The 22,507-nt window shown below is 65.8% G+C and carries 26 protein-coding genes; 19 read left to right on the top strand and 7 right to left on the bottom strand.

Translation table 11 applies throughout. From position 1 onward, the window contains the following. Positions 1-3 precede the first annotated feature (3 nt). The 7 genes from Mrose_RS06105 (at position 4) to Mrose_RS06075 (ending at position 7,440) form a co-directional block, all read left to right on the top strand. Complete coding sequence (locus Mrose_RS06105; protein ID WP_119276539.1) at positions 4-4,044, top strand: Eco57I restriction-modification methylase domain-containing protein; 4,041 nt, start codon at positions 4-6, stop codon at positions 4,042-4,044. Between the two features lie 14 nt (positions 4,045-4,058). Next, on the top strand, positions 4,059-4,412 hold the full coding sequence (locus Mrose_RS06100) for a type II toxin-antitoxin system RelE/ParE family toxin (protein ID WP_119276538.1): 354 nt from the start codon (positions 4,059-4,061) through the stop codon (positions 4,410-4,412). A 3-nt stretch (positions 4,413-4,415) separates the two neighbouring features. After that, entirely contained in the window at positions 4,416-4,817 is a 402-nt protein-coding gene (locus Mrose_RS06095) for a helix-turn-helix domain-containing protein (RefSeq protein WP_119276537.1), read from the top strand. A 1-nt stretch (position 4,818) separates the two neighbouring features. Then, a complete protein-coding gene (locus Mrose_RS06090) occupies positions 4,819-5,355 on the top strand; it encodes a helix-turn-helix domain-containing protein (protein ID WP_119276536.1) in 537 nt (178 codons plus the stop codon). A 114-nt stretch (positions 5,356-5,469) separates the two neighbouring features. Further along, positions 5,470-5,730, top strand: a complete 261-nt coding sequence (locus Mrose_RS06085) for a hypothetical protein (RefSeq protein ID WP_119276535.1) — start codon at positions 5,470-5,472, stop codon at positions 5,728-5,730. Between the two features lie 143 nt (positions 5,731-5,873). Further along, positions 5,874-6,029, top strand: coding sequence for a hypothetical protein (locus Mrose_RS18795; RefSeq protein WP_182482696.1), 156 nt, complete (start codon positions 5,874-5,876; stop codon positions 6,027-6,029). 253 nt (positions 6,030-6,282) lie between these two features. Continuing rightward, the gene (locus Mrose_RS06075) at positions 6,283-7,440 is read left to right on the top strand and encodes a M28 family metallopeptidase (protein WP_119276533.1); all 1,158 of its coding nucleotides are present in this window, start codon (positions 6,283-6,285) and stop codon (positions 7,438-7,440) included. A gap of 54 nt (positions 7,441-7,494) precedes the next feature. On the opposite strand, the gene Mrose_RS06070 is transcribed toward Mrose_RS06075, so the two are convergent. After that, on the bottom strand, positions 7,495-8,409 hold the full coding sequence (locus Mrose_RS06070; RefSeq protein WP_119276532.1) for a threonine/serine dehydratase family protein: 915 nt from the start codon (positions 8,407-8,409) through the stop codon (positions 7,495-7,497). Positions 8,410-8,507: 98 nt separating this feature from the next. Between Mrose_RS06070 and Mrose_RS06065 the strand changes: the two genes are divergently transcribed. Next, on the top strand, positions 8,508-9,815 hold the full coding sequence (locus tag Mrose_RS06065; RefSeq protein WP_119276531.1) for a MiaB/RimO family radical SAM methylthiotransferase: 1,308 nt from the start codon (positions 8,508-8,510) through the stop codon (positions 9,813-9,815). Here the strand turns inward: Mrose_RS06065 and Mrose_RS06060 are convergent. The 3 genes from Mrose_RS06060 to Mrose_RS06050 are packed head-to-tail and all read right to left on the bottom strand — an operon-like array spanning position 9,812 to position 10,906. After that, complete coding sequence (locus tag Mrose_RS06060; RefSeq protein WP_119276562.1) at positions 9,812-10,177, bottom strand: nucleotidyltransferase domain-containing protein; 366 nt, start codon at positions 10,175-10,177, stop codon at positions 9,812-9,814. The two genes, Mrose_RS06065 and Mrose_RS06060, sit on opposite strands and share 4 nt — an antisense overlap. Next, complete coding sequence (locus Mrose_RS06055; protein WP_119276530.1) at positions 10,128-10,514, bottom strand: HEPN domain-containing protein; 387 nt, start codon at positions 10,512-10,514, stop codon at positions 10,128-10,130. The genes Mrose_RS06060 and Mrose_RS06055 overlap by 50 nt, the downstream gene beginning before the upstream one ends. A 26-nt stretch (positions 10,515-10,540) precedes the next feature. Beyond that, on the bottom strand, positions 10,541-10,906 hold the full coding sequence (locus Mrose_RS06050) for a hypothetical protein (RefSeq protein ID WP_119276529.1): 366 nt from the start codon (positions 10,904-10,906) through the stop codon (positions 10,541-10,543). 17 nt (positions 10,907-10,923) lie between these two features. Between Mrose_RS06050 and Mrose_RS06045 the strand changes: the two genes are divergently transcribed. Beyond that, positions 10,924-11,250, top strand: a complete 327-nt coding sequence (locus Mrose_RS06045) for an HIT domain-containing protein (protein ID WP_119276528.1) — start codon at positions 10,924-10,926, stop codon at positions 11,248-11,250. A 171-nt stretch (positions 11,251-11,421) separates the two neighbouring features. Then, entirely contained in the window at positions 11,422-12,186 is a 765-nt protein-coding gene (locus Mrose_RS06040) for a metallophosphoesterase family protein (RefSeq protein WP_119276527.1), read from the top strand. A gap of 74 nt (positions 12,187-12,260) precedes the next feature. Here the strand turns inward: Mrose_RS06040 and Mrose_RS06035 are convergent, their stop codons facing one another. Beyond that, the gene (locus Mrose_RS06035; RefSeq protein WP_119276526.1) at positions 12,261-12,833 is read right to left on the bottom strand and encodes a TQO small subunit DoxD; all 573 of its coding nucleotides are present in this window, start codon (positions 12,831-12,833) and stop codon (positions 12,261-12,263) included. A 183-nt stretch (positions 12,834-13,016) separates the two neighbouring features. Between Mrose_RS06035 and Mrose_RS06030 the strand changes: the two genes are divergently transcribed. The 4 genes from Mrose_RS06030 to Mrose_RS06015 are packed head-to-tail and all read left to right on the top strand — an operon-like array spanning position 13,017 to position 15,988. Beyond that, positions 13,017-14,672 (top strand): acyl-CoA mutase large subunit family protein, encoded by a 1,656-nt coding sequence (locus tag Mrose_RS06030; RefSeq protein ID WP_119276525.1) that lies wholly within the window; start codon positions 13,017-13,019, stop codon positions 14,670-14,672. A 53-nt stretch (positions 14,673-14,725) separates the two neighbouring features. Further along, the gene (locus Mrose_RS06025; protein WP_119276524.1) at positions 14,726-14,908 is read left to right on the top strand and encodes a hypothetical protein; all 183 of its coding nucleotides are present in this window, start codon (positions 14,726-14,728) and stop codon (positions 14,906-14,908) included. Between the two features lie 4 nt (positions 14,909-14,912). Then, on the top strand, positions 14,913-15,326 hold the full coding sequence (locus Mrose_RS06020) for a PaaI family thioesterase (protein ID WP_119276523.1): 414 nt from the start codon (positions 14,913-14,915) through the stop codon (positions 15,324-15,326). A 5-nt stretch (positions 15,327-15,331) separates the two neighbouring features. Further along, on the top strand, positions 15,332-15,988 hold the full coding sequence (locus Mrose_RS06015) for a carboxylesterase family protein (protein WP_119276522.1): 657 nt from the start codon (positions 15,332-15,334) through the stop codon (positions 15,986-15,988). 44 nt (positions 15,989-16,032) lie between these two features. Here the strand turns inward: Mrose_RS06015 and Mrose_RS06010 are convergent, their stop codons facing one another. Together Mrose_RS06010 and Mrose_RS06005 are read right to left on the bottom strand one after the other, a co-directional pair. After that, positions 16,033-16,569 carry a type I phosphoribosyltransferase gene (locus Mrose_RS06010; RefSeq protein WP_119276561.1) on the bottom strand — a complete coding sequence of 179 codons (537 nt, stop codon included), beginning with the start codon at positions 16,567-16,569 and terminating at the stop codon, positions 16,033-16,035. Positions 16,570-16,595: 26 nt separating this feature from the next. Then, positions 16,596-17,135 (bottom strand): phosphoribosyltransferase family protein, encoded by a 540-nt coding sequence (locus Mrose_RS06005; RefSeq protein WP_119276521.1) that lies wholly within the window; start codon positions 17,133-17,135, stop codon positions 16,596-16,598. A gap of 107 nt (positions 17,136-17,242) precedes the next feature. On the opposite strand from Mrose_RS06005, the gene Mrose_RS06000 reads away from it, so the two are divergent. From Mrose_RS06000 to Mrose_RS05980, 5 genes are all read left to right on the top strand, one after another. Then, on the top strand, positions 17,243-17,671 hold the full coding sequence (locus tag Mrose_RS06000; protein WP_119276520.1) for a bifunctional nuclease family protein: 429 nt from the start codon (positions 17,243-17,245) through the stop codon (positions 17,669-17,671). A 73-nt stretch (positions 17,672-17,744) separates the two neighbouring features. Next, entirely contained in the window at positions 17,745-18,431 is a 687-nt protein-coding gene (recO, locus tag Mrose_RS05995; protein ID WP_119276519.1) for a DNA repair protein RecO, read from the top strand. Between the two features lie 11 nt (positions 18,432-18,442). Continuing rightward, positions 18,443-19,945 (top strand): SpoIID/LytB domain-containing protein, encoded by a 1,503-nt coding sequence (locus Mrose_RS05990; RefSeq protein ID WP_119276518.1) that lies wholly within the window; start codon positions 18,443-18,445, stop codon positions 19,943-19,945. A gap of 166 nt (positions 19,946-20,111) precedes the next feature. Further along, the gene (locus Mrose_RS05985; RefSeq protein WP_220452293.1) at positions 20,112-21,638 is read left to right on the top strand and encodes an ABC transporter ATP-binding protein; all 1,527 of its coding nucleotides are present in this window, start codon (positions 20,112-20,114) and stop codon (positions 21,636-21,638) included. Then, positions 21,635-22,474 (top strand): ABC transporter permease, encoded by an 840-nt coding sequence (locus Mrose_RS05980; protein WP_245969597.1) that lies wholly within the window; start codon positions 21,635-21,637, stop codon positions 22,472-22,474. Before Mrose_RS05985 ends, Mrose_RS05980 begins: the two co-directional genes overlap by 4 nt. The last annotated feature ends 33 nt before the right edge of the window (positions 22,475-22,507 follow it).

The following is a 22,507-nucleotide window of genomic DNA, read 5'->3' as shown; positions in this document are numbered from 1 at the left end:
CCTATGGCAAAGAACGCTTCCCTTTCCAACATCAGGACCGTCGGTGGCCTACTGCCCTCCGAGCTGTTGCAGCGGGTGGCGGCCCTGGATAAAGAACTGGGCGGCCTCGAGGCCGACGACTACCACCTGGTGGGCGAGCGCCTGAGCGAGGCCATCAGCCGCAGTTGGGGCCGGATGCTGGCGGTGTGGGCCAACTTCCAAACTGCCAGGGCCAACCTGCCTGCAACCGATGCCGCCACCGGCCTGACCCGCGAGAAACTCTTGTTGCCCCTCTTCCAGGAGCTGGGCTATGGCCGCCTTCCCCTGGCGCGGGGCCTCGAGGTCGAAGGGAAACCCTACCCCATCTCCCACGAGTGGAACGGGGTGCCCATCCACCTGGTGGGAGCGGGCGTGGACCTCGACCGGCGCACCCCCGGCGCGGTGGGGGCTGCCCGCCAGAGCCCCCACGGGCTCGTGCAGGAGTACCTCAACCGCTCGGAGGCGTTGTGGGGCTTCGTCGCCAACGGACTCAAGCTGCGTCTGCTGCGCGACAACGCCGCCCTCACCCGCCAGGCCTACGTGGAGTTCGACCTCGAGACCCTCTTCGAGTCCGAGGCTTACGCCGACTTTGCCCTGTTGTGGCTGCTGGCCCACGAGTCGCGGGTCTACACCGACGGCAAGCCCCTCTCGGAGTGCTGGCTTGAGCGCTGGAGCCAGCAGGGGGCCCTTCAGGGCAAGCGGGCCCTGGAGCGGCTGCGCGAGGGGGTGCGGGAGGCCCTGGTGCACCTGGGCCAGGGCTTTCTGGCCCATCCGGCCAACACCCCCCTCAAAGAAGCCCTGCGTAGCGGAGCTCTCACCCCTATGGGCTACTACCGGGAGCTGTTGCGCCTGGTCTACCGGCTTTTGTTTTTGTTCGTAGCCGAAGACCGCGAGGTGCTGCTCGACGAGGGGGCTCCGCCCGAGGCCCGCCAGACCTACCTCGAGCACTACTCCACCCGCCGCCTGCGCCGCATCGCCGAGCGGGTCACGGGCACGCGCCACCCCGACCTGTACCATCAGCACAAGCTCATCGCGGGCTTCTTAAACGATCAGGGGGCCCCCGCCCTGGCCCTCAAGCCGCTGAACTCCCTGCTCTTCGAGCCTACCGCCACCCCCCACCTCTTCCAGGCCGAGCTGGCCAACCGCAGCTTCCTGGATGCTGTGCGGGCTTTGGCCTTCACCCAGGCCGAGGGGGTGCTGCGCCCGGTGGACTACAAGAACCTCGGAGCCCCTGAGCTGGGCAGCGTCTACGAGCAACTGCTGGAGTTGGTGCCGGAGGTAGACGTAGGGGCGGCCCACTTCGCCCTACGGACCCTCTCCGGCAACGAGCGCAAGACCACCGGCAGCTACTACACCCCGGACGACCTGGTGCAGGTGGTGCTGGACGAGGCCCTTACCCCCAAGCTGGAAGAGGCTTTGCAGCAGGCCCGCCGCCTGCCCCCAGGCGAACGCGAGAAGCCCATCCTCGCCCTCAAGGTGGTGGACCCTGCCGTGGGCTCCGGCCACTTCCTGATTGCCGCCGCCCACCGCATCGCCCGCGCCCTGGCCCGGCTGCGCTCGGGGGAGGACGAGCCCAGCCCCGAGGCCCTGCGCTCGGCCCTGCGCGATGTAATCCGCAACTGTCTCTACGGGGTGGACGTCAACGAGATGTCCGCCGAGTTGTGCAAGGTAGCCTTGTGGATGGAGATGGCCGAGCCGGGCAAGCCCCTGGGCTTCCTGGACCACCACATCAAGGTGGGCAACTCGCTCGTGGGGGCGCCGCCGGGCTTCTACGAGCTGGGCATCCCCGCCGAGGCCCACAAGCGCGCCGACGTGCCGGATATGGCCCGCAACCTCTCCAAGGCCCTGGGCAAGAAGGCGCTGGAGAAATGGCGCTCCCAACCCCACCGGCTATTCAAAGAGCCCCTCAAGGTCCCGCCCCTCGAGGCCCCCGAGGACTCCCTCGAGCAGGTGCGCTCCAAAGCCCAGGCCTATCGTGAGTGGCGCCAGAGCGAGCTCGTGCGCAAGTACGAGTTCCTGGCCGACTACTGGACGGCGGCCTGGTTCGCGCGGGTCGGCCCTGGTGAGAAGCTGCCGGACATGGTGGGTCTAATCACGCTGACCGAAGAGCAGTTCACCCGCCTCTCCGCCAAGGAGATGTGCAGGAAAAGCGGCCTGGCCGAGCCCATAGACGAGGCCAGGAGCAAGTACCGCTTCTTCCACTGGTGGCTCGAGTTCGCCGAGGTCTTCTTCGACCGCGAGACCGGTGGGCTCAAACCGGGGGGTGGCTTCGACGTGGTGCTGGGCAACCCCCCTTGGGAGCGGGTCAAGCTCCAGGAGAAGGAGTTCTTCGCGGGCCGCCACGAGGAAATCGCCCAAGCCGAGAACGCCGCCCGGCGTAAGAGGCTCATTGACGGACTGAAGGAGAGCGACCCCGCGCTCTACGCGGCCTTCCAGGAGGCCCTGAACGCCGCCGAGAACATCAGCAACTTCCTGCGCACCTCCGGGCGTTACCCCCTCACGGGCGGGGGCGACGTCAACACCTATCAGGTTTTTGCCGAACTGGGCTGCACCGTGATGAGCCACCAGGGCCGCGCCGGGGTGATTGTCCCCACCGGCATCGCCACCGACGACTCCAACAAGGAGTTCTTCGCCGACCTGGTGGAGCAGGGCCAACTGGCCGCGCTGCTGGACTTCGAGAACCGCGAGGGGCTGTTCCCGGCGGTGGACAGCCGTATGAAGTTCAGCGTCCTGGCTCTGCGAGGCCGGGAGTCGCGCACCAGTAGCCCCGCCAAGCTCGCCTTCTTCGCCACCAACGTGGCTCAGCTCAAAGACCCCGAGCGGGTTTTCAGCCTGACTCCGGAGGATTTCGCCCTCCTCAACCCTAACACCCGCACCTGCCCCGTCTTCCGCACCCGCGCCGACGCCGAGCTGACCAAGAAGATTTACCGCCGGGTGCCGGTGCTGTGGAAGGAAGAGCCGGAGGAGAACCCCTGGGGGGTGCGGTTCTTGCGCATGCTGGACATGGCCAACGACTCCCCCCTCTTCCGGGAGCGGGGGGCCCTCGAGGCCCAAGGCTTCACCCTGGTGAGCAACCGCCTCGTGCGGGGGGAAGAGGTCTACCTGCCCCTCTACGAAGCCAAGCTCATCTGGCACTTCGACCACCGCTTCGCCACTTACGAGGGCGCCGACACCCGCGACCTGGCCCCGGAGGAACACCAAGACCCCGTCCGCCTGCCCCTCCCCCGCTACTGGGTGCGGCGAGAAGAGGTGGAGGAGCGCCTGGTGAAGCGGGATAGGAACGGGAACGAGGTGTGGCAGTGGGGGCGGGGGTGGCTTTTGGGCTGGCGGGATATTACCAACGCTACCAACGAGCGCACGATGATCGCCGCCATTTACCCCAGGGTGGCAGCAGGTGACACCTTTCTCCAAATGCTTTCTGATAAACCCGCGCATTTCGTTCTCGCTTTGCTGGGCTCCCTAAACAGCTTGGTCTTTGACTACACCGCCAGACAGAAAATCGGCGGGACACATCTGAAGTACCACGTAGTGAAACAGCTTCCCGTCCTCCCCCCCGACCGCTACACCCAGGCCGACCTCCTCTTCCTCGTCCCCCGCATCCTCGAGCTCACCTACACCGCCTGGGACCTGGCTCCCTTGGCCCAGGACGTGTGGGCGGAGGCGGACGTGGCCCTGCGGGAAGCCCTCCTGGCCCAGCACCGGGCCAACGGAGGCCACCCGGACGCCCCTCCCCCTTGGGTGGAAAGCCCCTACCCCTTCCCTCCCTTCCGCTGGGACGAGGAGCGCCGGGCCCGCCTGCGGGCCGAGCTGGACGCCTATTACGCCCGCCTCTACGGCCTGAACCGCGAGGAGCTTTGCTACATCCTCGACCCCCAGAGCGTGAAGGGGCCTTCCTTCCCCGGCGAGACCTTCCGGGTGCTCAAGGATAAGGAAATCAAGGCCTACGGCGAGTACCGCACCATGCGGCTGGTGCTGGAAGCCTGGGACCGTATAGCTCACATTGACAGTGAGGTTAGGAAAAGCTAACCTAGAGGTAGCCTGTGGCGGCGAACTATCAGGTTCTGCTTTATGAAGATGCTAAGGGTCGGTCGCAAATCAAGTCCTGGCTCGAGGAACTCAAGCAGACCAACCCATCGCTCTATGCCAAAGCCCGCTGGATGCTCAAAGAGCTATTACCAACCATAGGACCCGACCTGAAAGAGCCTTGGGCTAAGCACATCGAGGGGCCGGTCTGGGAGTTGCGTCACCGCTCAGGCATCCGTATCTACTATTGGCGTCAAGAGAAGACCGTGTTTGTGGCGGCAGCAGGTGAAGTCAAGCAGCGGGACAAAGCCGACCGCGAACTCATCGACTATGCTCTGCGGGCTTACACGGAGCTCAACTCGGAGGACTAGACCATGAAGCGCAAGCTCACCAACGTAGAGGAGTTCTTCAAGGACGACCTGGACACCCCCGAACTCCGCGAGGCGTATCGGGATGTCCTCGACGAGGAGCTAGGTGAGGTCTTGAAGTCGCTCCGGCAGAACCGCGGCCTGCCCCAGCGGGTCCTCGCCGAACGCATGGGGCTCAACCGCAGTCGGGTGGCCCAGATTGAAGCTGTCGAGGGGCTCTCGCTCTCGCTCGAAACCCTGGTTCGATACGCCAGCGCTTTGGGGTACCGGGTCACGCTTGGCTTCGCCGACGAGGCGGGCGAAGTGGCTCGCTTCCCGCTGAGCGAAGCCCCAGGCAAGGAGAGCGAGTGGGAAGTCGCGCCCCTTAGCGGGATGAAACTGGTTCACTTCGGGGAGCGCGCCGCCTGATATGAGCAAGGCTGAGCAAATCCGTCGGCTCTATCAGGAAGGAAAGACTGTATCAGAGGTCGCCAAGGCCCTTGGAATACGCTATCAGCACGCCTATAACGAGCTCAGACGGTTGGGGTTGCTGAAGGCCAAGAAGGATGAGCCAACCCCGGAAGTGTACGGGGAATTCATCGCCGGGCTCGAGCTCTTGGGGGTTACCCTCGAGGAGCTGTCCGCAAAGCTCGAGCGCAGCCCCGAAGGCAAGAAGGGAGCTACGGTGAACCTAGAACCCTTCGGGCCGGAGCCCTTCGACGGGGGTTTTCGGGCGGGCCTAGTCATGACCGTCACCTTGTTGGAGGACGGCAGGCCGTTCGGCCAAGTCCGTGCAAAGGCTGTGGGGATGTACCGTTCAGCCATTTTTCCCCAGGGGTCTGTATTCCAGACTTTTGCCCAGCAGAACTTGCCGCTAAACCTCTGGCCCTACCTCCGGCTCTACGTGGATTTCGTGACGGCGCAGATGGGTCTGGCCCGCCTCACACTGCCCTTGCTAAAGTTCTAAAACCTTGACCGGCTCAAGTCTTCCAGCTACCATGATTAGTGGAAGGGGCTTCTTTCTCCCCTCCGTGTCGCAAGGAACCGGGCATTCCCGGTTCCTCTGCGTTAAGATGGAGCTATGTCGAGAGCAATTCACGAAGGAAACCGGGTGTGTTTTGAAGGTATAGATCACCCCGAAGATCTGGCCTACTTCTTACGTCGCCTGGCCGAGGGTATGCAAGAGACACCTCAGATCAACGTCAACGGCAACTGCGTCGAAATTGATTGCAGTGCTGCACCTCGTATGCTCAATCTTCTTGAAGGAATGCGCGACCACACAGTTCTCCCCTACATTGACGGGGAATACCTGCGCTTCCGCAATCGCGGCCCCATCAACTAAAATCGGACTTGCAAGAGCGAGGAAAGAGGGCACCCCAGAGTTTCTGGCTAGCTCAACACGACGGTTGGGCCCTATCCACCCACTTCGAGAGCTTCGAGCTCCCGGATACCGAGGAAATAAAAGGGTCTCCCAACCTACGTGAAATGGCAAGGTTCCTCGCCTCTCTCGAGAAGCTCGACTGGTTGTGGGTGGACGTGTACCTGGGCGTGTGCGTCGAGCTGGGGCGCCCAGCAGAGGCTTGGCCGGTCGAGCGCCTGTGGCGGGAGGCTTTGCAGCCTTGGCGCAAATGGTTCGTATAGAGCAACGCAGGCCATCACTGGAGAAAGGAAGCTTCCCTATGAGGAAGACCCCAAAGCCCGCATCCGCCGCCCCTCGACCGCTTCGGCCCAGTTGTGCACGACGCGGGCCAGGTCGGAGCTTACATCCAGTCTTTGCGGGCCAAGTACCCCGATTTGGACAACGAAGCCCTGGCGAGGAAGATGCTGAGCAAAGCCAGCCTTTTCCGTGATCTGGCCGATGGTTCGTTTGGGGTCTTGCCGCCACACTGTTTCCATGAAACGCGGCCTGTGGCTCATCTTGCTTCTCGGCTTTAGCGCGCTTTCCTTTGCTCCGGAGCGGGCGAAGGCCGATCTGGACTATTTGGTGGGGATCGGGCCCAGGGTGGCGGGGAGCCCTGCCGCGGCCCAGGCCGCCGAGTACCTCGCACAGCAGGCCAGGGCCGCTGGCTACGTGACGGAGTTCCAGTCCTTCAGCTACACCCGCAGCCGCGACACCGGCAGCAGCCTGAGTCTGGGGGAGAGCCGCCTCGAGGCCTTCGCGCTTTCGGGCAGCCCAGGCGGAAGCTTCGAGGCAGTGCTGCAGGCGGTGCCGGGGATTGGCGCGGCGGGCGACTATGACAACCTGGACGTGCAGGGCAAGATCGTGGTGGTGCGGCGCGGGGGGATTCCCTTCCTCGAGAAAGCCCGCCAGGCCGCGGCCAGAGGCGCACTGGCGATCGTGGTGGTCAACAACGAGCCGGGTGGGGTGCGGGGCACCTACGGGGCTACGGGGCCAATTCCAGGGGTCACGGTCGCCGGTCGGGACGGAGAGGGGTTGTTCGCCCGTAGCGGGGAGCGGGTGCGGCTGGTGGTGGGGTCGGTGCTCGAGCAGGCCCAGGCCCGCAACGTCATCGCCCGCCGGGCCGACAGCCAGGCTCCCGGCGTGGTCGTGGGCGGGCACTACGACTCGGTGCCGGGTGCGCCGGGGGCCAACGACAACGCTTCGGGCACGGTGACGGCGCTCGAGCTCGCGCGAACCCTGCGCTCGGAGAGCTGGGCAAGGGACGTGTGGTTCGTGTGGTTCGACGGGGAAGAGGACGGGCTGTGGGGATCGCGCAACTTCGTGCAGGCTTATCCCGAGTGGGTGCGGGGTCTCAGGGCCATGATCAACCTGGACATGGTGGGGGTGAGGGCGAGTTCCGCGCTGGGGATAGGCGGCAACCCGGCGCTGCTGGAGCTGCTCGAGCGGAGCGGGGTGCAGTTCAACGACATCGGCAACTCCGGGGGCAGCGACCACACGCCTTTCGCCCAGGCCGGGGTGCCGGTGTTGTTCTTTCACTGGGGGATAGACCCCAACTACCACCAGCCCACCGACACCGTGGCCGACCCCCAGGTCATGGCCGAGACGGCGGGCGTGGTGCGGTTGGTCCTCGAGCGCATCCTCGGGCGCTGAGGGGCGGTGGTCGAGGGCTAGGGGGACGCACCCCCAGCCTTCGACCCTCGGCCATTACGGCATCCAGTTGCCCCCGCAGACGATCACGGCTACCCGCCTGGGCAGGTCGTAACCCATCAAAACCGGGCCGAGGGCCAGCCCGGCGGTGGGCTCGACGACCTGCTTGAGGCGGCTCATCATCAGACGCTGGGCCTCGAGCGTCACCTCGTCGGGCACGGTGAGGATGCGATCGACGTGCTTTTGCATCACCGCGAAGGTGCGCTCGCCAACCATCAGCGTGCGCACGCCGTCGGCCACGGTCTGAGGGGCCTGCTCGAGCCGGACGCGGTGGCCTGAGCGAAGGCTCTGCTGCGCGTCGTTGGCGTTCTCGGGCTCGACCCCGATCACCTCGCACTCGGGCCGCAGGTGCTTGACCACGGTGGCGATGCCCGAGATCAGGCCCCCGCCGCCCACCGCCACCAGCACGGCCTCGAGGCCCTCGACCTGCTCGAGCAACTCCAGCGCCTGGGTGCCCTGTCCGGCCATCACCGCGTAGTCGTCGAAGGGGTGGATCAGGGCGTAGCCTAGCTCGGCGGCCTTCTGCCGCACGATTTCCTCGCGGTTCTCCACCGTCACGCCCTCGTCGAAGACCTGGGCCCCGTAGGCGCGGGTGGCGGCCTTCTTGGTCTCGGAGGCGTCCTGGGGCATGACCACCAGCGCCGGAACCCCGATCACCTGGGCCGCGTAGGCCGCGCCCTGGGCGTGGTTGCCCGAGGACACGGCGATGATGCCCTTGGGGTTTTGCAGTTGCAAAGCGGCGTTGACCGCGCCTCGAGCCTTGAAACTGCCGGTTTTTTGCAGGTGCTCGGCCTTGAAGAAAAGCTCCTTGCCCAACATTTGGTCCAGGTTGCGGCTGGTGAGCACCGGCGTGCGGTGAACATAAGGGGCGATGCGGCGGGCGGCGGCCTGGATGTCCTCGAGTGTGATCACGAGGGTCATTGTACGTGCTACGTGCGTCGAACGCCGTAGCTAAGCGCTGTTCCCCGGCCCTTGACCCCCGCCCCCTGACCCTCGACAATATTTCAGCTATGCGGCTGGCGGTGCGCACCTTGGGTTGCAAGGTCAATCAGGTCGAGTCGGATGCTTTAGTCGGGCTGCTGCGGGCCCTCGAGCCCGAGGTGGTGCGGCTGGAGGAGGGGGCCGACTTGGTGGTGATCAACACCTGCGCCGTGACCACCACCGCCGAGGCCGACGCCCGCAAGGAGGTGCGCCGCGCGCGGCGGGCCAACCCCCAGGCTTTCATCGTGGTCACCGGCTGCTACGCCGAACTCGCGCCGGACCAACTGGCCGAACTGGGCGCCGACGCCGTGGTGCCCAACGCCCGCAAAGCCGAGTTGCCTAGGGTGATCCTCGAGCACTTCGGCCTGCCTGCCGACCCCCTCACCACCCCGCCCAACGAGTTCTGGGGGGCCGGGGAGCGCGGCTTGCTCAACAACTGGGTGCGGGCCTTCGTCAAGGTGCAGGATGGCTGCAACGTGGGCTGCGCCTACTGCATCATTCCCCGCCTGCGCGGGCGTGAGCGCCACCGCGACAGCCGGGACGCGCTGAGCGAGGCGCGGGGTCTGCTCGAGGCCGGCGTGCAGGAGATCGTGCTGACCGGGGTGCGGCTGGGTTCGTACAAAGGCCACCCGCGTGGGGTGGCGGGCCTGGTGGAGGAACTGGCCCTGATGGGGGCCAAGGTGCGCCTGAGTTCCATCGAGCCCGAGGACACCGACGAGACCCTGCTGCGCACCATCGCCCGCTATGCCCCCCAGGTGCGGCCCCACCTGCACCTGAGCCTGCAAACCGGTTCCCAGCGCCTGCTCAAGCTGATGGGCCGCCGCTACGACAAGGAGTACTACCGCGAGCTGGTCATGCGGGCCTACGAGCTGATCCCCGGCTTCGCCCTCACCACCGACGTCATCGCGGGCCTGCCCACCGAGACCGAAGAAGAACACCAGCAGACGCTGGAGTTCCTGCGCGAGCTGCGCCCTAGCCGCGTCCACGCCTTCACCTACACCCCCCGTCCCAAGACCCGCGCCGCCTCCCTACCCCAGGTGCCCATCGAAATTCGCAAGCGCCGCACCCACGAGATCATCGCCCTGGCCCAACAACTCGCTGCCTGGCGCATCGCCCCCAAGCTCGGCAGCCGGGTGGAGGTGCTGCTTGAGTCCCGCTGCGGGGGGCAATGGGTGGGCCACACCCCCGACTACTACGAGGTCCTGGCCGATGGCCCCGCCTTCAAGCAGGGCCAGACGGTGTGGGTGCGGGTCGAGCGCCTCGAGGGCTACACCCTCATCGGGCCGGTGGAGGCGGTGAAGGAAGAGCCCCAGCGGATGCTGTTGCCGATGGCCTAGAGCGTAGGTGGGCCGATGAGCCAGCGGGCCTCGAGGGCCAGAGTCCGGGCGAAACGGGGGCTGGCTCGAGGCAGGCTCCGCCACTCGGTCTCGGTGTAGACCAGGGCTTCAGCCGGCACGGGCAACTCCTCCAGGGGCAGGAGGCGGGGCCTCTGCCAGGGGGGCAAAGAAGCCTCCTGAACGATGAGGATGATGTCCAGGTCGCTTCCTGGACCCTGATCGCCGCGAGCATAGGAGCCGAAGTAGCCCGCTGCCAGGAGACCGGGGAGCTCGAGCCGCTGTAGCCACTCCCTCAAGACCTGCTCCACCGCTTCACGGCTGGGCCATGTGATCACGGACGAACGCAAGGATCTCACGGGCATAGCGAATTGCCTCCTCGCTTTGCATGGGGCCGTAGTGCTCGCTTGGGGAGCCTTCGGGGAAGGCATCTGGGTAGCGGGTTGGAATGTAGAAAGTATCCAGTGTTCTGGCCTTTTCCACGAGTTCTTGAGGGGCGAGGAGAGGAAGTTCGCGCAGGAGTCGCGCCACCAGATGCCCCCAGGCTTCCTGGCCGCAGGAGAGGTGCAGGGCCTTCACCGCTTTTTCCGCCGCCTGCTGAGCTGCGAAGCAGGCCCACTCGTGTCGGGTGGCGTTGCGGGCGATTTCTGCGAGGGCCAGGTCCTTCTCGGCCTGCTCCAGCCAGTCTGGGGCGCGGTTCATGGTCTAAGTGTACCCGGTGGCCTTGCTCAGCGCTTCCGCCGCGCCTCGAGAAAGCTCTGCACCCCCCGCGCCACCAAGCCCAGGCAGATGAAGAGGGTGGCGAACTGGGCCATACTCGCCAGCGGGCGCTCGACGCTGCCCCCGCCCAGCAGAGTGAGGAAGTCGGGGATTGCGCGCAGTGAGCCCAGGATGCCCAGCGCCGCCAGGCCCAGCGCCGCGTGCATGGCGTGGCGGCGAAGGCCAGGGTTTTTCTCGCCCACGATGCCCAGCAAGGCGATCAGGAGGCCCAGGATGCCGGGGATGAAGGCCGTGGGCGTGGGCTTCGAAGCCACTACGGCGATGGTGCTCACGAGGATGAGGAGGATGCCTGTCCAGAGGGCTCGAGCGGTCATGGCTTAAAGTATTGCGCATGGATAATCCCACCGTCTTCGGCAGGATCATTCGCCGTGAAATCCCCGCCAGCATCGTCTACGAAGACGAGGAGTTCATCGCTTTCCAGGACATTCGCCCCCGCTCGAAGGTGCACATCCTGGTCTGTCCCAAGGAGTATATCCCCACCCTGGCCGACTACCCCGACACCGAAGAGGGCGCGCTCAAGCTGGGCAAGCTGCTGCTCACGGCCAACCGCATCGCCCGCCAGATGGGCCTCGAGGGCTACTTCGTGCGCATCCACGTGGGCGAGAAGGGCGGGCAGGAGGTGTTTCATATGCACGTGCATCTCAGGTCGGACGCTTGAACAAGTCGATGCTCGGTAGCCATGGGGTCGTAAGTCCTACGTCGTACGCAAGACGCTGGACGCCTAATGCCCTCCTCTGCCTCCGGGGATAGCCACGAGCCCTCGACGCACCTTGGCTATGGGCGGCTTCTGTAGGGGCAGCCCCCGCCAAAATCCGGTAGGCTAGGCCCGATGCTTCTGCGAACGCTGATCCTGCTGCTGCTGTTGGGGTCGTGGGTATGCGCCCAGCGCCTCGCCGTCATCGGAGACTGGGGGGCGGCCAGCCCCCACCGACCCCAAGTGGCCCAGGCCATGCGCGAAGCCCACGAGAAGCACCCTTTTGACGGCCTGATCACGCTGGGAGACAACTTTTATCCCAGGGGCGAGCCCGTGCAGGCTTTCATCGACGACCTGCCCAAAGTCCGCATCTACCCGGCCTTCGGCAACCACGACGTCCCGGCGCTGGGGGCGCAGCTCAGGCTCTTCGGCGTGGAACGACCCTACTACAGCTTCCGGCTGGGGGCGCTCGAGGTCTTCGTGGTCTATTCCGAGGTGTTCGACCCGGCGCAGCGAAGCTGGCTCGAGACCGCCCTCAAGACTTCGAGGGCTCCCTGGAAGGTGCTGGTGCTGCACCGACCCCTCTACAGCTCAGGGTTTCACGGGGGCAGCCGCAGCCTGCGCAGCAGCCTCGAGCCCCTGCTGCTGCGCTACGAAGTCCGCTTAGTGCTCGCCGGCCACGACCACGACTATGAGCGCCTCGAGGCCAGAGGCATCACCCATGTGGTTTCCGGCGGCGGCGGAGCCTACCTGCGCGGCTTCCTCAAGGCCGTGCCCCAGAGCCGGGTGCGCGTCGTGGAAGCCCACTTCGGGGTGCTCGAGGCCTCCGAAGAGCGGCTGAGTTTTACGGCGGTAGCGCCCGGAAACAAGCTTCTCGACAGCTTTACGCTCCGGCGGTAGAGCTGCTCTCCCAAACCCGAAGGGGCAGGTACGAGACCTGCCCCTACCAAAGGCGCTTTGCATTGGGCCATGGGCTATTGCGATCCTGCTTCGCTCCTTCTCCTGAAGGCCACGCCCAGCCGGGGCAGGACGAAGTAGTCGAGGCCCAAGTAGCCCGCGGTGCGCCAGGCGAGGACGAGCCAGGTGGCGACGATGAACATCCAGGGGTTGGAGCTGACGGTGCCCGCGAGCAGGAAGGCCGCGTTCATCAGGCCGGCGAAAAAGGCTGCGAAGCCGGTGAGGAGCCCCACGATCAGCGCCAGCCCGACCAGGATTTCCCCGTAGGTCACCAGGTAGCTGAAGAGCACCTTGTTGGGCAGGGCCACGTTCTGGATGAACCAGGCGTACCAGCCCGTCACGTCGGGGTGCTCGCCGGTGGTCTTGCTCAGGGCCCGCTCGAGGAAGCCGCCCACCGCCGCTCCCGCCTTATCCCCGACCCAAACCCCCGCCGGGTTGGTGAGCTTGCCCCAACCCGCCTCGAGCCACTGCCAACCCAGGTAAACCCGCAAGACCAGCCAGATGGGCGAAAGCCTGGCGTCCGCGAAGAGAAAGCGCGTGATGCTGGGCTCAGGTATCTGGACATTGGTGCCGATCCTTGCCGCTGCCATATCTACCTCCGCTCGAAAAAGTGATTAACTTCTCCTTCGAAATCTAAAGTACGGGAAAGGGTATAGCGGTGGTAGGGGGATTTGTACCCAAACTTTTGTCCCTTTACACCCGAGAAAAGCACTGTCTTTAATCGTCTGACGCTTTGATACTCTACAGACTCAAAAACGTTATATAATCTTGCCATGACCCCAACCCGTCCCAAGCACGCCTGGATGCGGGAAACCTACCGCAAGTCGGTTGAGAAGATGCCCGAGCGCCCGGTGGCGCACAAGACCCTCTCGGACATCGCCCCTGAGCCGCTCTACACTCCCGAAGACCTCAAGGGCTTCAACTACGACGAGAAGCTGGGTCACCCCGGCGAGTACCCCTATACCCGCGGGGTGTACGGCTCGATGTACCGCAGCCGCTTGTGGACCATGCGCATGTTCGCGGGCTTCGGCACCGCCGAGCAGACCAACGAGCGCTTCAAGAAGCTTTTGGCGGCGGGCCAGACGGGCCTCTCCACCGCCTTCGACCTGCCCACCCTCATGGGCTACGACTCCGACCACCCCCTCTCCAAGGGCGAGGTGGGCAAGTGCGGGGTGGCCGTTTCCAGCCTGGCCGACATGGAGATCCTTTTCGAGGGCATCAACCTCGAAGAGGTCACCACCTCCATGACCATCAACTCCCCCGCCAACGCCATCTGGGCGATGTACCTGGCGGCGGCCAAGAAGAAGGGCTACCGCTGGGAGAAGCTGGGCGGTACCATCCAGAACGACATCCTCAAGGAGTTCATCGCCCAAAAAGAGTTCATCTTCCCGCCCGAGCCCAGCGTCAAGCTCGTCATCGACACCTTCGAGTGGGGCCCCCGCAACGTGCCGAAGTGGAACTTCATCTCGGTCTCAGGCTACCACATCCGCGAGGCGGGCTCCACCGCCGTGCAGGAGCTGGCCTATACCCTGGCCGATGGCTTCGAGTACGTCGAGGCTGCCCTCAAGCGCGGCCTCGACATCGACGAGTTTGCCCCGCGCATCTCCTTCTTCTTCAACGCCCACAACGACTTCTTCGAGGAAGTGTGCAAGTTCCGCGCCGCGCGGCGTATCTGGGCTAAGCAGATGCGCGAGCACTACAAGGCCAAGAACCCCCAGAGCTGGATGCTGCGCACCCACGCCCAGACTGCTGGCGTTTCCCTCACCGCGCAGCAACCCCTCAACAACATCGCCCGCGTGGCCATCCAGGCCCTCGCCGCCGTGCTGGGGGGCACCAACTCCCTGCACACCGACGCCTACGACGAGGCGCTGGCTCTGCCCACCGAGGACTCGGCCAAGATCGCCCTGCGCACCCAGCAGATCATCGCCTACGAGAGCGGCGTGACCCACACCGCCGACCCTCTGGCCGGCAGCTACTACGTCGAGTGGCTTACCGACGAGATGGAACGCCAGGCCATGGCCATCATCGAGGAAATCCGCCGCATGGGCGGGGTGGTGCGAGCTATCGAGGAGGGCTACTTCCTGCGCGAGATCGCCGATGCTTCCTACCGCTACCAGCAGGAAGTCGAGCGGGGCGAGCGCATCATCGTAGGCGTGAATGCCTTCCAGGACGAGGGCTTGCAGGTGCCTATCCAGCTCATCGATCCCGAGGTGGAGAAGGTGCAGAACGCCCGGCTGGCCCAGGTACGCCGTGAGCGTGACCCCGTCGCCGTGCAGATGACCCTCGAGGGCCTGCGCCAGGCCGCCAGGGAAGGCCGCAACACCATGCCCCACTTCGTCGAGTGCGCCCTGGCCTATGCCACGCTAGGCGAGATGATGGACGAACTGCGGGCGGTGTACGGGGTCTACGAGGAACCCGTGCTGGTCTGAGCCTTGACATCCGACGTTGGTATGCGGGTGCGAGCGTGAGCTATGCTCCAGGCGTGTCGCTCAAGGAGCGCATGACCCGGATCATCGAGGAGCAGCCCGAAGACAGCAGCTTTGAGGAAATCCTGCGTGAGCTGGCGTTCGCCCGGATGGTAGATCGCGCTCTGGAGGACTCCCGCGCCAACCGTGTGCTGTCTACCGAGGAACTCAAGCAGAAAATCAGCGCATGGCGAAAATAAAGCCATGAAGCCCATCAACCTCGAGGAGATCCAGCGTCTCTACCAGACCGCCCACTTCATCCGCCACCTCGGGATGCGGCTGGTGGACGCGGGCGAGGGCTGGTGCGAGACCGAGATCGAGATCGGCGAGCGGCACCAGCAGCAGGACGGCTTCATCCACGCGGGCGTGCAGGCGACGATGGCCGATCACAGCGCGGGGACCGCCGCTGCCACGCTCATTAGGCCGGGCCAGTACGTCCTGACGGTCGAGTTCAAGATCAACCTGCTGCGCCCGGCCCAGGGCGAGCGCCTGCGCTGCCGGGCCCAGGTGCTCAAGCCGGGGAAGAGCCTGAGCGTCGTCGAGTCGGAGCTGTACACGCAAAAGCTGGTCTCCAAGGCCACTGTGACGCTGGCGGTGCTGGACAAGGCCCTAGACTGAGGGCCATGAGCGTGCGCTTCCGCTACCGCAAAGCCGCCTTCGACACCCTGCCCTACGCGCTGTACGTTCCCGGTGGCTCCCCGCCCAAAGAGGGCTGGCCGCTGGTGGTCTTCCTGCACGGCTCGGGCGAGCGTGGTTGTGACGGCAGAAAACAGACTACCGTAGGGCTTCCGAAGTACCTCAAGCAGCATCCTGAGCGCTGGCCGGGCATCGTGGCGATGCCGCAGTGCCCCGAGGGGCTGCGCTGGGAGGGCTTCGTCCTCGAGTCGGTCTACCGGCTGATCGGGCGGCTGGAGCGGGAGTTTGGCACCGACCCCGACCGCCTTTACCTCACTGGGCTCTCCATGGGCGGCCACGGCACCTGGAACCTGGCCTGCTTCTACCCCGACCGCTTCGCCGCCATCGCCCCCATGTGCGGGGCCGCCGACCCTTTCCGGGTGATGTTCAGCCTGCAACACCTGCCGGTATGGAACTTCCACGGCACCGACGACGAGGTGGTGCCCGTGGAGTTCAGCCGGGTGCTGAGGCGGGCGCTGGAGAAGGGCGGCAACAAAGTCCACCGCTTCACCGAGTACGACAACGTGGGCCACGCCGTCTGGGACAGGGGTTACGCCGACGAAGAACTTCCCCGCTGGCTCTTTGCCCAGCGCCGGAAGGGCTAGGGCGCACCCTGCTTCCGGTGCGCCCTGCGAGCGTTCTGTAGCGTTTAGGCCGTCTGCAGGATGGGGATTTCTGACAGGAAGGTGACGGGCAGCTTGTTGGTGCCCTGGTGGAAGGCCGCCAGGCGGGCGACTACTTTGGCTCCGGCACGAATGGCGACCTTCTCGAGCGCCATGATCGTCCCGCCCGAGGAGACCACGTCCACCACCAGGCTCACGTTCTGGCCCAAGAGTTTCTCGGCCATGCGGCTGTCGAGCCACAGGGTCTCACTGACGCCCAGGGTGAGCGACTGCACTTCCTGGATGATGGGGTCTTGCATATAGGGGCGGCGACGACGGCGCACGACGACGTAGGGCTTGCCTGACATCTCGCTCATGGCGTGGGCCAGCACGATGGGCGAGGTCTCCATGGTCAGCAGGTAGTCGGTTTCGGGGGGCAGGTGTTTGAGCAGGGCTTCTGCTGCTGCGTTGACCAGCTCGACATCGCCCATCAGCTCGATCAGGGGGATCCTGACGCCGGGGAGGGTTTCGACCAGAGGCACGTGCCGGGTGACACGGCCCACCGTGATAGGGTAGGTGTCCATGCTCATTTTTGACCTCGATTCCTAGTTTACCGTTCCGGCTCGAAGAGGGGCAGGTGCCCCAGGGCCACCACGTCATCGCGAGGGGTTCCCTCGGTGAAAACCGCCAGCACCGCGCTCATCTGGCCGCCCACATCCTCGATCAGCTCGCGCAGGCCCTTGAGGGTGCTGCCAGTGGAGACTACGTCGTCTACGATGGCGACTTTCTTGCCTCTGACCAGGGGCACGTCGGTGCCGTCGAGCACCAGGAGCTGGGGCTTACCCGTAGTGATGGAGATCACCGTGCGGGTCACGGGGTTGATCATGTAGGGTTTTTCGGTCTTGCGGGCTACGACATAGGGCTTACCGGTGAGACGGGAGAGCGCGTGGGCCAGAGGAACCGCCTTGACTTCAGGGGTGATGAGGGTTTCTACCTCAGCAGGCAGTTTCTCAGCTAGGGCCTGGGCTGCCGCTTCGACCAGTTCCGTGTCGCCCAGCAGGTTGAGCAGGGCCACGGCCACTCCCGGCCCCACCTGCACGACCGGCAACTCGCGCTTGACTCCCGCGATGTTGACTGGGTAAGTTTTCACCCCCAAAGTTTATCGTAAGCGTGTAGTTTGGGGCAGCATCCCCAAAGCCACACACCCGGCAACAAGGATCAGCGCCTATACTGAATACGAACTTTCAGGAGGGAGCGATGGTACCGGCCAAAGTGGAAAATCTGGGCTTGGAACCCAACTCCGGCAGCGTGATCGTACTGCTTAGGGCCGAGAATGGCCCTATTTTGCCCATCGTGATCGGTCACCTCGAGGCCCAGCATATCCTCGCGGCTTTTTCTGAGGAGAAGCCCCCTCGACCCCTGCTGCCCGACCTGTTTGCCTCGGTGCTGGACCTGCTCAGCGTCAAGCTGCACCGCGTCGAGATCGTCGAGCTCAAGGAAGGCACGTTCTACGCCCGGTTGATCCTCGAGCAGCGCGGGGTAGAGTACGACGTCGATGCCCGCCCCTCCGACAGCCTGGCCCTGGCCTTGCGCACGGGAGCCGAGATCCTCATCGCCGAGGAGGTGCTCAAGCAAGCCGGCGTGGACGAGTTCAAAATGCCCGGCGGCAGCACGGCGCAGGCGTAGAGGCCAGAGGCCGACCGCAACTGACCGCAACCCAGATGACGGCAAAGCGGCTTCACTCCGGTAGCATGGGGAAGTGGAGCGCTACCACACCCTCGAGGCCCTGGTCGTGGGTCGCAAGGCCATGCCCGGTGGCGACGTGATCCTCTCCTTCGTAGGACCGGAGGGGGCCAGCCAGGCCGTAGCCCGCAAGGCCATGCGCCCTTCGGGGCGCAGCGGGCGGCTGTCGCTGTTTCACCACCTACGCTTTCAGGTCTACCAGAAACCTGGCTCCGACCTTCCCACCCTCACCCAGGCTGAACTGGTGGGACGGCTGGAGGGCCTCGAGCACCCCCAGCGCTTCCCCTTTGCCTCCTTCCTGGCCGAACTGGCCTTCCGGGTGGCCTCCCCCGAGGTGGCGGGCCGGGTGTGGCCCCTGCTGGTCTCGGCGCTCAGGGGCGTGGCCAAGCACCCCAACCCCCGCCTGGTCGCCATCTGGGGGGGCTGGCGCATCCTCAAAGCGGCGGGGCTGGCTCCCAACCTGAGCGGGGAGGGCACCCACCTGCTCGATGGGGACCTGAGCACCAGGGGCGGGGTCTACCTGGGCTTGGAGGGGCTCGAGGCTCTGGCTGCCGTGCTGCGCCTTCCCGGCAGCGAGGCCATCGACGCCCTGCAGGAAGCCCCCCTCGACCGCCTGATGCAGGCCCTGCTGGCCCACATCCGCTATACCGTGGGTGAACTCGGCTCGATGGTACTGCTAAACAACTCTAATGCGGTGCGGTGAAAATGAGCCGGATGTACCTGAGTGCGCTGTTCGCTTGTGCCGCCTTGGCGGCGCTGTTTTCCCTGCGGCAGGCCGAGCCTTCGCCTTTGTCTGAGCCTGTGCCCTCGCTCCCTCCCCTGAGCGGGCAGAGCATCCGGGTGCTGCTGTCGTCGGGTCCCGGTCTCTACCTCTTCGACAGCCTCGAGGTCATCCCCCTCTACGAGCGCGCCCAGGTACGGGGTGGACCCGGCCCTCAGAGCCTGAGGCCGGCCTTCAGCAGCCTAGGGGACGGTCCGATTCGCTTCACGGTGGAGAACGGGCAGATCCGGGCCAGCGTGCTGGGCCAGAGCTACGACCTAGGTGCCTTCGCGGAGGTGTCACCGAGCCCCCAAGCCCAGCCTGGTACCCGCTTCCTGATCGGGGCCAAGAACCGCGCCGGCTTCTTTCCCGAGTATCCCGGCAGCCTCCACCTGAGCCTGCGGGAGGGCAGGCTGCTCGTCGTCAACCAGCTTGACATGCAGGAATACCTGCGCCGGGTGCTGCCCAGCGAGATGCCCCCCACCTTTCCCCTCGAGGCCCTCAAGGCCCAGGCGGTGGCGGCCCGCACCTACGCCTATAGCCGCATGAGCGCGCCCCCCGAGCGCAACTACTGGAAGTCCTTCGGGGCCGACCTCGACGACAGCACCAGCGAACAGCTCTACAACGCCCAACCACCTCAGTCCCTCACCGACCAGGCCGTAGCGGAAACCTTGGGGCAGGTCCTGACTTACCGCGGCGAAGCCGTCCAGACCTATTACTTCTCCACCTCACCTGGCTCCACTGCCAGCATCGAGGAGGTCTGGCCCGACCGCGACCGGGTGGCCTACCTCAGGGCCAGAACCCAGGCCAATCCACTCACCGTCAACATCACCGGCGAAGGGCAAGCCCTGGGGTTCTTCAAAAACTGGAGCCCCGAGGGCTTCTACGACGGCGAATCCTCGCTGTTTCGCTGGCGCTTGACCCTGAGCCGGGAGGAACTCGAGGCCATCCTATCCAAGACCCTCCCCGCCCTGCGGCGCGCCTCGCCCCAGTTCGTGCGTACCGTCGAGGGACGCTACGCCCCTGAGCGCCCTGAGTTCGAGCTGGGCACCCTCGAGGGCCTCAAGGTCCTGAGGCGTACCTCCGGCGGCTACATCACCGAGCTGGAGATCAGCACCAGCAGGGGACGCTACTGGGTGGGGCGCGAGTCCAACATCCGCAGCCTGATCCGACCCGACAGGCGCTATACCGGGGGGCCGGATATCCTGCTCGAGCGCTTCAACGGCGTCTCGAGCCCCAACTTCCCGGCCCTGCCCAGCGCAGCCTTCGCCTGGGAGGAAGAACGCGCTGCTGGCAACTTGCAACGCTTGACTTTCTGGGGCGGGGGCTACGGGCACGGGGTCGGCATGAGCCAGTACGGCGCCAGGGGCCTGGCCAGGGCGGGCAAGAGCCACCGGGAAATCCTCGAGCACTTCTATCCCGGCACGACTCTGACCGTGTTGAAAGCGGATAAGTGATCGCGGTTCCCACAAACACCCGCCGATCCCGGCGGGTGTTTGTGGGAACCGCTCTGAGTCGCTGGCGAAGAGCGGCGATCGGGTGGTGAAGGGTGCAGCGTTTGGCTACCGACCGCCGACCTTCAGGTAAGATGCACCCCGAGAGGGAGAGGCTGTGGCGCAAACCATCCTCCAACTGTCCGGCATTACCAAGCGTTTTCCGGGGGTCGTCGCCAATGACAGGGTAGACCTCGAGCTCAAGGAGGGCGAGGTGCTGGCCCTGCTGGGCGAGAACGGGGCGGGGAAGTCCACCTTGGTCAGCATCCTCTACGGGCTCTACCGCCCCGATGAGGGCGAGATTCGCATCGATGGCCAGCCCGTGCACATCGCCTCACCGGCCCACGCGCTGCGGCTGGGCATCGGCCTGGTGCCCCAGCACCCCCTGCTGGTAGGACGGCATACCGTAGCCGAGAATCTGGCCCTGGGGGTGGGGCGTTTCTGGTTTCCGGCCCAGCGCATGGCGCCCCTCATCGAGCAACTCGCCCGCAGCTATGGCCTCGAGGTTGATCCCCACGCCCGCGTGCACCAGCTCTCGCCCGGCGAGAAGCAGCGCATCGAGATCCTGCGGGCGCTGTTGCGGGGGGCGCGGGTGCTGATCCTCGACGAGCCCACCAGCGTGCTGACCCCCCACGAGGCCGAAGCCCTGTTCCAGGTGATGCGCGAGCTGCGCTCGGCGGGCAAGTCCCTGATCTTCATCAGCCACAAGCTCGACGAGGTGCTCTCCATCGCCGACCGTGTGAGCGTGCTGCGGCGCGGCAGGGTGGTGGGCGAGCTACCGCTGGCCGAGGCTTCCAAACCCCGCCTGGCCGAGCTGATGGTCGGGCGCAGCGTGAGCTTCGACCGCAAGCGGGCCGAGCCCAGGCTGGGAGGGGTGCTGCTCGAGGTGCAGGGCTTGCAGGCGCGCTCGAGCCGGGGCCTCCCTGCGCTGCGCGACGTGAGCTTCAGCCTGCGCGAGGGCGAAATTCTGGGCGTGGCGGGGGTGGCGGGCAATGGCCAGAGCGAACTGGTGGAGGTGCTGGCCGGGCTGCGCAAGCCTGAAGCCGGGTTGCTCAGCCTTCAGGGGCGGCCCCTGGCCGCCGATCCCGCCCGGCTCTTCGAGATGGGGGTGGCCCACATCCCTGAAGACCGCATCGGCATGGGCACGGTCCCGCCGATGTCGGTGGAGGAAAACCTGGCCCTGCGCGAGTACGGCAAGCCCCCGCTGGCTAAGGGCTTTCTGCGTGACCTCGCCGCTTATGGCCGGCGGGCCAGGACCCAGGTGCAGCAGTACGCCATCGCCACCCCCAGTCCCTCCACCCCCACCCGCCTGCTCTCGGGTGGCAACATTCAGAAGGTGATCCTGGCTCGCGAACTGGCCGCTTCGGCCCGGCTGATCCTGGCGGTGCACCCCACCTACGGGCTCGACGTGGGGGCCACCGAGCAGGTGCACCAGATCCTGCTCGAGAAGACCTACCAGGGGGCCGGGGTGCTGCTGGTCTCCGAGGACCTCGACGAGATCTTGGCCCTGGCCGACCGGGTGGCGGTGCTCTACCAGGGGCGATTGCAAGGACCCTTCGAGGTCGGCAGCCTCACCCGCGAGCAGATCGGCCTGCTGATGACCGGCTCACAGCCCCCGACCGCCGTGCCCCAGGCCGGACTGGGGGGGGAGCGATGAGGCTGATCCCCGAACCCAACCCGCCCCGCCTGCGCGTTCTTTGGGTCTCGCTGGGGGCCATCGCGGTGGCCTTGCTGATCGCGGGCGTCGTGTTCGCCGCCTACGGCTTGAGCCCCCTCGAGGCCTACGGCACCATGCTCCGGGGCACCCTCACCGACTGGAAGGGCCTATCGGAGGTGCTGCGCCGCACCATCCCGCTCCTGCTGGTGGGCGCGGGCCTGACGCTGGCCTTCCGTGCCCAGTTCTTCAACATCGGGGCCGAGGGCCAGATCCTCATGGGAGCCATCGCCGGGGGCGGGGTGGCCCTGTTCCTGCCGCTGCCGCCCCTCTTGAGCCTGCCGGCGATGTTCGTGGCGGGCCTGCTGCTGGGCGGGGCCTGGGCGCTGCTGGCGGCCTGGCTGCGCTCGAGGCTCGGCGTCAACGAGATCCTCAGCACCCTGATGCTCAACTATGTGGCCCAGTACATCCTCATCTACCTGATCAACGGCCCCTGGAAGGGCCAGAACGTGCGGGGTTTCCTTTATTCCGACGAGTTCGCACCCTATGAGCAGTTGCCCACCCTCCCCGGCACGCTGGTGCACTGGCCCACGCTGGTGCTGGGCATTGTCCTGGCGCTGGCCCTGCAGGTCCTGCTCACGCGCACCACGCTGGGGTACGAGTTGCGGGTGGTGGGGGAGAACCCCGGCGCGGCCCGCTACGCCGGGATTTCCATCTCCAAAGTGGTGCTGATCATGGCCCTCATCACCGGCGGGCTGGCGGGTCTGGCGGGGGTGGCCAGCATCGCCGCGAAGGCCAGACCGCCTAGGGTGTGGCCCACCGCGAAGAGCGCGCCGTAGGAGGCGGAATAGAAGTGGGGTTCCAGCCCCATC

The organism is Calidithermus roseus (assembly GCF_003574095.1).
Classification (GTDB): Bacteria; Deinococcota; Deinococci; order Deinococcales; family Thermaceae; genus Calidithermus; species Calidithermus roseus.
This window is presented reverse-complemented; position numbering and strand designations above follow the sequence as displayed.

Excerpts from the sequence above, each read along its gene's own strand:
- Mrose_RS06105 (WP_119276539.1), top strand. The coding sequence starts at position 4 with ATGGCAAAGAACGCTTCCCTTTCCAACATCAGGACCGTCGGTGGCCTA.
- Mrose_RS06095 (WP_119276537.1), top strand. The coding sequence starts at position 4,416 with ATGAAGCGCAAGCTCACCAACGTAGAGGAGTTCTTCAAGGACGACCTG.
- Mrose_RS06090 (WP_119276536.1), top strand. The coding sequence starts at position 4,819 with ATGAGCAAGGCTGAGCAAATCCGTCGGCTCTATCAGGAAGGAAAGACT.
- Mrose_RS06085 (WP_119276535.1), top strand. The coding sequence starts at position 5,470 with ATGTCGAGAGCAATTCACGAAGGAAACCGGGTGTGTTTTGAAGGTATA.
- Mrose_RS18795 (WP_182482696.1), top strand. The coding sequence starts at position 5,874 with ATGGCAAGGTTCCTCGCCTCTCTCGAGAAGCTCGACTGGTTGTGGGTG.
- Mrose_RS06075 (WP_119276533.1), top strand. The coding sequence starts at position 6,283 with ATGAAACGCGGCCTGTGGCTCATCTTGCTTCTCGGCTTTAGCGCGCTT.
- Mrose_RS06065 (WP_119276531.1), top strand. The coding sequence starts at position 8,508 with ATGCGGCTGGCGGTGCGCACCTTGGGTTGCAAGGTCAATCAGGTCGAG.
- Mrose_RS06060 (WP_119276562.1), bottom strand. The coding sequence starts at position 10,177 with ATGCCCGTGAGATCCTTGCGTTCGTCCGTGATCACATGGCCCAGCCGT.
- Mrose_RS06055 (WP_119276530.1), bottom strand. The coding sequence starts at position 10,514 with ATGAACCGCGCCCCAGACTGGCTGGAGCAGGCCGAGAAGGACCTGGCC.
- Mrose_RS06050 (WP_119276529.1), bottom strand. The coding sequence starts at position 10,906 with ATGACCGCTCGAGCCCTCTGGACAGGCATCCTCCTCATCCTCGTGAGC.
- Mrose_RS06045 (WP_119276528.1), top strand. The coding sequence starts at position 10,924 with ATGGATAATCCCACCGTCTTCGGCAGGATCATTCGCCGTGAAATCCCC.
- Mrose_RS06040 (WP_119276527.1), top strand. The coding sequence starts at position 11,422 with ATGCTTCTGCGAACGCTGATCCTGCTGCTGCTGTTGGGGTCGTGGGTA.
- Mrose_RS06035 (WP_119276526.1), bottom strand. The coding sequence starts at position 12,833 with ATGGCAGCGGCAAGGATCGGCACCAATGTCCAGATACCTGAGCCCAGC.
- Mrose_RS06030 (WP_119276525.1), top strand. The coding sequence starts at position 13,017 with ATGACCCCAACCCGTCCCAAGCACGCCTGGATGCGGGAAACCTACCGC.
- Mrose_RS06020 (WP_119276523.1), top strand. The coding sequence starts at position 14,913 with ATGAAGCCCATCAACCTCGAGGAGATCCAGCGTCTCTACCAGACCGCC.
- Mrose_RS06015 (WP_119276522.1), top strand. The coding sequence starts at position 15,332 with ATGAGCGTGCGCTTCCGCTACCGCAAAGCCGCCTTCGACACCCTGCCC.
- Mrose_RS06010 (WP_119276561.1), bottom strand. The coding sequence starts at position 16,569 with ATGGACACCTACCCTATCACGGTGGGCCGTGTCACCCGGCACGTGCCT.
- Mrose_RS06000 (WP_119276520.1), top strand. The coding sequence starts at position 17,243 with ATGGTACCGGCCAAAGTGGAAAATCTGGGCTTGGAACCCAACTCCGGC.
- Mrose_RS05990 (WP_119276518.1), top strand. The coding sequence starts at position 18,443 with ATGTACCTGAGTGCGCTGTTCGCTTGTGCCGCCTTGGCGGCGCTGTTT.
- Mrose_RS05980 (WP_245969597.1), top strand. The coding sequence starts at position 21,635 with ATGAGGCTGATCCCCGAACCCAACCCGCCCCGCCTGCGCGTTCTTTGG.